The sequence below is a fragment of the Citrobacter sp. wls757 genome, from assembly GCF_005280935.1.
In the GTDB taxonomy this organism is placed as follows: Bacteria; Pseudomonadota; Gammaproteobacteria; order Enterobacterales; family Enterobacteriaceae; genus Citrobacter; species Citrobacter portucalensis.
Genome location: NZ_SZWU01000076.1, coordinates 113,328 through 119,906, shown reverse-complemented (window position 1 = coordinate 119,906; position 6,579 = coordinate 113,328). Strand labels below are relative to the sequence as shown.

At 55.0% G+C, this 6,579-nt stretch carries 6 protein-coding genes and 1 tRNA gene; 2 read left to right on the top strand and 5 right to left on the bottom strand.

From position 1 onward, the window contains the following. The 4 genes from paaD to paaA all read right to left on the bottom strand — a co-directional run. Positions 1–357, bottom strand: a 357-nt coding sequence (paaD, locus tag FDW94_RS21055) for a 1,2-phenylacetyl-CoA epoxidase subunit PaaD (RefSeq protein WP_249358657.1), incomplete at its 3' end; no start/stop codon positions are given. Between the two features lie 12 nt (positions 358–369). Next, complete coding sequence (paaC, locus tag FDW94_RS21050) at positions 370–1,125, bottom strand: 1,2-phenylacetyl-CoA epoxidase subunit PaaC (RefSeq protein WP_137378208.1); 756 nt, start codon at positions 1,123–1,125, stop codon at positions 370–372. Between the two features lie 7 nt (positions 1,126–1,132). Further along, complete coding sequence (paaB, locus tag FDW94_RS21045; RefSeq protein ID WP_032943000.1) at positions 1,133–1,420, bottom strand: 1,2-phenylacetyl-CoA epoxidase subunit PaaB; 288 nt, start codon at positions 1,418–1,420, stop codon at positions 1,133–1,135. 10 nt (positions 1,421–1,430) lie between these two features. After that, positions 1,431–2,360 carry a 1,2-phenylacetyl-CoA epoxidase subunit PaaA gene (gene paaA / locus FDW94_RS21040; RefSeq protein ID WP_137378207.1) on the bottom strand — a complete coding sequence of 310 codons (930 nt, stop codon included), beginning with the start codon at positions 2,358–2,360 and terminating at the stop codon, positions 1,431–1,433. 285 nt (positions 2,361–2,645) lie between these two features. Between paaA and paaZ the strand changes: the two genes are divergently transcribed. Further along, positions 2,646–4,691, top strand: coding sequence for a phenylacetic acid degradation bifunctional protein PaaZ (gene paaZ / locus FDW94_RS21035; RefSeq protein ID WP_137378206.1), 2,046 nt, complete (start codon positions 2,646–2,648; stop codon positions 4,689–4,691). An 82-nt stretch (positions 4,692–4,773) separates the two neighbouring features. Here the strand turns inward: paaZ and FDW94_RS21030 are convergent. Further along, a tRNA-Asn gene (locus tag FDW94_RS21030) sits at positions 4,774–4,849 on the bottom strand. Between the two features lie 160 nt (positions 4,850–5,009). On the opposite strand from FDW94_RS21030, the gene FDW94_RS21025 reads away from it, so the two are divergent. Next, the gene (locus FDW94_RS21025) at positions 5,010–6,497 is read left to right on the top strand and encodes an EmmdR/YeeO family multidrug/toxin efflux MATE transporter (RefSeq protein WP_121567563.1); all 1,488 of its coding nucleotides are present in this window, start codon (positions 5,010–5,012) and stop codon (positions 6,495–6,497) included. Positions 6,498–6,579 lie beyond the last annotated feature (82 nt).

Here is a 6,579-nt window from a genome sequence, read left to right as displayed (position 1 = left end):
GGCATGGCAGGCGTGGGCCTGCGGCGGGCTGATACCATACTGGCGCAGGCGTTCGCGGGCGTCCGGGCTCATCCAGTCAGTGGTCCACGGTGGGTCAAGCTGCAGGACGATATGTACTGGCGTATAGCCGTGCTCCGCCATCACCATGCGAATTTCACCCAGTAGATGCTCGGTGGCCGGGCAGCCGGAGTACGTCGGCGTAAAGCCGATAACCCAGCCGTCGCCGCAGCGCTCAACGCTGCGTACCATGCCGAGATCGGTGATGGTCAGCACCGGCACTTCCGGATCGGAAATCGCACTTAACAGCCCCCAAACGGTGTGCACCTCTGGCGGTGCGATCGCGGTAAGACGTTGCATAGCCACCTCCTGCTACCACTGCTGCCCAGGATACGCACGCTGCAAGTACTGCATCTCGGCCAACATCGGCCCGAGATGTTCGCTGTGTAGCCCCTGCTTACCGCCATTGCGAAACGCCGCCTCTTGCGGAACCTGTAAACCAGAATCAATCAGCGCAGTGTGTACCGTCATTTGCCATTCGGTTTGCAGTTCGCGCGGATCGACGGCAATGCCCTGCCTGGCCAGAGCGATCTCCAGTTCGTCGGCAAGGAACAATTCGCCGGTGTAACGCCACAGATTGTCCACCGCCTGCTGCATCAGTTGCGCGGAGTAGTCAGTACCATTCCCCAGTCGCTCCAGCCAGCCGCGGCTGAAGCGCAGGTGATAACGCACTTCTTTCAGTCCTTTGGCAGCGATAGCGGCAATCTGCTTATCGCGGCTGTTAACCAAACGAGTGAATAGCGCCACATGCCAGACGTCGATAAAGAACTGGCGAGCGATCGTGTCGGCAAAGTTGCCGTTAGGCTGTTCCACCAGCAACAGATTGCGGAACTGACGCTCGTCACGACCAAAAGCCAGTGTGTCTTCGTCGCCGCTACCCGCCAGTTCGGCGGCGTAGCTGAGGAAGTTGCGCGCCTGCCCCAGCAGGTCGAGGCCGATGTTAGCCAGCGCCAGATCAATCTCCAGCTCCGGCGCATGACCGCACCAGGCACCCAGACGCTGAGCCAGCACCAGGCCGTTATCGCCCAGACGCAGGGCATAGGTTGCAACGGGATTCAGGTTATTCATCGTTGCCTCACATATGTTCCATGCCGTCCGGCACGGTGTAGAACGTGGGATGGCGATAGACTTTGCTCTCCGCCGGGTCAAAAAACTCACCGCGTTCTTCCGGCTGTGACGCAACAATTTCGCTGGCTTTCACCACCCAGATGGAGCAGCCTTCGCTGCGTCGTGTATAGGCATCGCGGGCATTTTCCAGCGCCATCTGGTCATCGGCGGCATGCAGACTGCCAACGTGACGGTGTGATAACCCCTGTTTGCTGCGGACAAAAACTTCGTATAACGGCCAGTATGTTTTGCTCATGACTCTCTCCTTACGCCGCGTCGCGGGCCTGTTGCTTTTCGGCGTGCGCCAGTGCGGCCTCGCGCACCCATGCCCCTTCTTCCCAGGCCTTACGCTTTGCGCCCAGACGTTCGTGGTTGCAGACACCACGACCGTTGATGACCTCATTAAATTCCTGCCAGTCGATCTCACCGAATCGATATTTCCCCGTCGTTTCATCAAGCTGTAGGTCGGCGTCCGGCACTGTCATACCGAGGATTTCTACCTGCGGGACCGTGTTATCAACAAAGCGCTGACGCAGTTCGTCGTTGGAGTGCAGTTTGATTTTCCACGCCATGCTGCGGGCGCTGTTCGGTGAGTTGTCGTCGTTCGGGCCAAACATCATCAGCGCGGGCCACCAGAAACGGTTGATGGCGTCCTGCAGCATCTGACGCTGATCCTCGCTACCGGTAGCCAGCGCCATACACGCTTCGAAGCCCTGACGCTGATGGAAGCTCTCTTCTTTGCAGATTTTGACCATCGCCCTGGCATACGGGCCGTAGGAGGTACGACACAGCGCCACCTGGTTAACAATCGCCGCGCCATCGACCAGCCAGCCGATCACACCGATATCCGCCCAGCTCAGGGTTGGGTAGTTGAAGATGGAGGAGTATTTCATCTGGCCGTCGAGCATCTTCTGGTACAGATCTTCACGCGCGCAGCCCAGTGTTTCCGCCGCGCTGTAGAGGTACAGACCGTGTCCGGCCTCGTCCTGTACTTTTGCGAGCAGAATGGCCTTACGCCGCAGCGTGGGTGCGCGGGTTATCCAGTTGCCTTCCGGTAACATGCCGACAATTTCCGAGTGCGCATGCTGGCCAATCTGGCGGATCAGCGTCTTACGGTATGCGTCCGGCATCCAGTCCTGCGGCTCGATGGCCGTTTCCTGCGCGATGCGCTGGTCAAAGCGTTGTTCTTCTGTCACTTCATCACCTTATGATTCCGATAATTTCAACAAATCAATATTTGTGAATCACTTTGTTTTATAAAAGTTACATCTTGGTTAAATAAAACCACAAATTTTGTTTGCTGGTTTTGCGATACTTGTCGCAAATGGTTTTTGTTTATCCATTAATAACAGATAGATAACCAATAAAGGTAAAGTGTTCGCGATCCCATTGTTAATAAATTATTAAAATCTCGCTTGCATTTTGTGATTCATAAAAGAACTATTTAAAGAGATATTACGGAACACATCTGGAGATTAACGATGCAGCAGTTAGCCAGTTATTTATCCGGTGCCTGGCAGACAGGCCGGGGCCGCACCCGCACCATCCACCACGCCCTTACCGGTGAAGCGCTTTGGGAAGTGACAAGCGTTGGACTGGATATGGCGCAGGCGCGCCGCTTTGCTATTGAGCACGGCGGCAAAGCGTTACAGGCAATGAGTTTTATTGAGCGCAGCGCGATGCTAAAAGCGGTGGCGAAGCATTTAATGGAACTGAAAGCCGATTTCTATGCCATATCCGCGCAAACCGGAGCAACGCGCGGTGACAGCTGGGTCGATATCGAAGGCGGCATTGGCACGCTTTTCACTTATGCCAGTCTCGGTGCCCGCGAGCTGCCGGACGATACGCTGTGGCCGGAAGACGAACTGATCCCGCTGTCCAAACAGGGCGGTTTTGCCGCACGCCACGTGCTGACCTCCAAATCCGGTGTTGCCGTGCATATCAACGCCTTTAACTTCCCCTGCTGGGGTATGTTAGAGAAGCTGGCGCCAACCTGGCTTGCCGGGATGCCAGCCATTATCAAACCTGCAACCGCCACCGCGCAGCTCACTCAGGCAATGGTGAAAGCGATTATCGACAGTGGCCTGGTACCGAACGGCGCAATTAGCCTTATCTGTGGTGGCGCGGGCGACCTGCTCGATCACCTCGACAGCCAGGATGTGGTGACCTTTACCGGTTCTGCTCATACCGGGCAACAGTTGCGCGTGCACCCCAATCTGGTGGCTAAATCGGTTCCATTCACCATGGAAGCGGATTCACTCAACTGCTGTGTGCTTGGTGATGACGTCACCCCAGAACAGCCTGAGTTTGCACTGTTTGTACGTGAAGTCGTGCGCGAGATGACGACCAAAGCCGGGCAAAAATGTACCGCTATCCGCCGCATTATCGTGCCACAGGCGCAGGTGAAAGCGGTCAGCGAGGCGCTGATTACCCGTCTGCAAAAAGTGATAGTGGGCGATCCGGCGCAGGAAGGCGTGAAGATGGGGTCGCTGGTGAATAACGATCAGCGTCAGGACGTGCAGGATAATGTGAATCGTCTGGTTGAAGCCGGGTGTGAGGTGCTGCTGGGCGGAAAAGCAGATCTGAGCACGGCTGGGGCTTTCTTCCCGCCAACGCTGCTGTTTTGTCCGCAGCCGGATGAAATTGGCGCGGTACATGCAATTGAAGCCTTTGGTCCGGTCGCCACGCTGATGCCGTATCAAAATACCGAGCATGCCATGACGCTGGCGCGCGCCGGTGAAGGCAGTCTGGCAGGAACACTGGTGACGGCGAGCGGCGAACTGGCGCGAGAGTTTGTCCTCGGTGCGGCCCGTGCCCACGGGCGTATTCAGGTGCTGAACGAAGAGTCCTCGGCGGAATCGACCGGTCACGGCTCTCCGCTGCCACAGCTGGTCCACGGCGGGCCTGGACGTGCAGGCGGCGGTGAAGAGCTGGGCGGTCTGCGTGCGGTGAAACACTACATGCAACGCACCGCCATTCAGGGCAGCCCAACCATGCTCGCGGCGGTAAGCCAACAGTGGGTGCGTGGCGCTCGGGTAGAGGAAGATCGTATTCACCCGTTCCGTAAATACTTCGAAGAGATCCAGCCGGGCGACAGCCTGCTGACGCCACGTCGTACACTGACCGAAGCGGATATCGTTAACTTTGCCTGCCTCAGCGGTGACCACTTCTACGCCCATATGGACAAGATTGCAGCAGCCGATTCCATTTTCGGCGAGCGCGTGGTGCACGGTTACTTCCTGATTTCCGCCGCAGCCGGTCTGTTTGTTGACGCGGGCGTCGGTCCGGTGATTGCCAACTATGGCATGGAAAACCTGCGCTTTATCGAGCCGGTTAAGCCGGGCGACACTATCCAGGTGCGTTTAACCTGCAAACGCAAAACGGTGAAACGTCAGCGCAATGCCGAAGAAAAAGCGGCCGGCGTGGTGGAGTGGTCGGTGGAGATCTTTAATCAGCACCAGCAGGCGGTGGCGCTGTATTCCATTCTGACGTTGGTTGCGCGTCAGCATGGGGATTTCCCGGCGTAAGATTCCGGTGTAGCTTCGCTCGATCAGGCTTGAAACAAAAAGCAAAAAGCCTGCTTAGTTTCCTAAGCAGGCTTCTTAAATATGGCTCCTCTGACTGGACTCGAACCAGTGACATACGGATTAACAGTCCGCCGTTCTACCGACTGAACTACAGAGGAATCGTTGTGGAGGCTTATCTTAGCGGCGAAAAAAATTTTGTCAAACCCCATTTCCTCGAATGCGAATCAATTGATGCTTCTCTCGACAGTTTGTTGCATTTACAGACATTTTAAATAGAAAAAACTTTGCAGCTTTTTTGATTCTCCCTCATCATTTGAAATGAGGTTTCAACTTTCTTCGTTAAGGTCCACTTTGAACGTCTCCGCTGCCTTACACCAGGTCGCTTCCCGCACGCCCTGGTATGCCAAACGCAAGAGTTATAAGGTTCTCTTTTGGCGCGAAATCACTCCGCTGGCTGTCCCCATTTTTCTGGAAAACACCTGTGTGCTATTGATGGGTGTTCTGAGTACTTTCCTGGTCAGCTGGTTGGGAAAAGAAGCGATGGCCGGGGTTGGACTCGCCGACAGCTTTAATATGGTCATCATGGCATTTTTCGCCGCCATCGATCTGGGCACCACTGTGGTTGTAGCATTTAGCCTCGGGAAACGAGATCGTCGACGGGCCAGAGCCGCGGCCAGACAATCACTGGTGATCATGACAATTTTTGCTACCGTTCTGGCAGCGGTCATTCACTATTTTGGTCAACAGATTATTGACGTTGTCGCAGGTGAAGCAACGCCAGACGTTAAAGCTTTGGCACTCACCTATCTGGAGCTGACGGTGCTCAGCTACCCGGCAGCAGCCATTGCGCTGATTGGCAGTGGCGCACTACGTGGAGCCGGAAATACAAAAATACCGTTGTTGATTAACGGCGGCATGAACATCCTGAATATCATCATCAGTAGCATCCTGATTTACGGGATCTTTTCCTGGCAAGGTCTGGGATTTGTGGGAGCAGGTCTGGGACTGACCATTTCGCGCTACATCGGGGCGATTGCCATCATCTGGGTACTGATGATTGGTTTTAACCCCGCGCTGCGAATTCCCTTCAAAAGCTATTTTAAGCCACTCAATCTCGCCATTATCTGGGAGGTGATGGGGATCGGCATTCCGGCAAGTATCGAGTCAGTGCTGTTCAATGGCGGTAAACTTTTGACGCAGATGTTTGTTTCAGGCATGGGAACCAGCGTTATCGCCGGGAACTTTATTGCATTTTCTATCGCCGCGCTTATCAACTTACCGGGTAATGCTTTAGGTTCCGCGTCGACAATCATTACCGGCAGGCGTTTGGGAAATGGCCAGATTGCTCAGGCTGAAATCCAGCTACGGCATGTATTCTGGCTGTCGACGATCGGCCTGACGGCAATTGCCTGGTTAACCGCTCCTTTCGCCGGGGTGATGGCCTCATTTTATACCCACGATCAGGATGTAAAAGAGGTCATAGTCATCCTGATTTGGCTCAACGCAGCATTTATGCCGATATGGGCAGCCTCCTGGGTATTACCAGCAGGCTTTAAAGGTGCGCGAGATGCACGTTTTGCTATGTGGGTATCGATGCTGGGCATGTGGGGCTGCCGCGTAGTCGCGGGTTACACCCTCGGTATCGTATTAGGATGGGGAGTTGTCGGCGTTTGGTTAGGTATGTTCTTCGACTGGGCCGTACGCGCCGCGTTATTTTACTGGCGTATGGTCACTGGCCGCTGGTTGTGGAAATACCCGCGCCCCGAACGCGAAAAGTGCATAAAACAACCGGTTGCGTCTGAATAAGCGGCGAAATGGGGAATATTTCAGCAAACGATCGCATTTATCCATTCAGGCTTTGACAACGCTGAGCGGCATCGCTAATATT

Bases quoted from the DNA above. Each gene is read 5' to 3' on its own strand.
- paaZ (WP_137378206.1), top strand. From the start codon at position 2,646: ATGCAGCAGTTAGCCAGTTATTTATCCGGTGCCTGGCAGACAGGCCGG.
- paaB (WP_032943000.1), bottom strand. From the start codon at position 1,420: ATGAGCAAAACATACTGGCCGTTATACGAAGTTTTTGTCCGCAGCAAA.
- FDW94_RS21025 (WP_121567563.1), top strand. From the start codon at position 5,010: ATGAGGTTTCAACTTTCTTCGTTAAGGTCCACTTTGAACGTCTCCGCT.
- paaC (WP_137378208.1), bottom strand. From the start codon at position 1,125: ATGAATAACCTGAATCCCGTTGCAACCTATGCCCTGCGTCTGGGCGAT.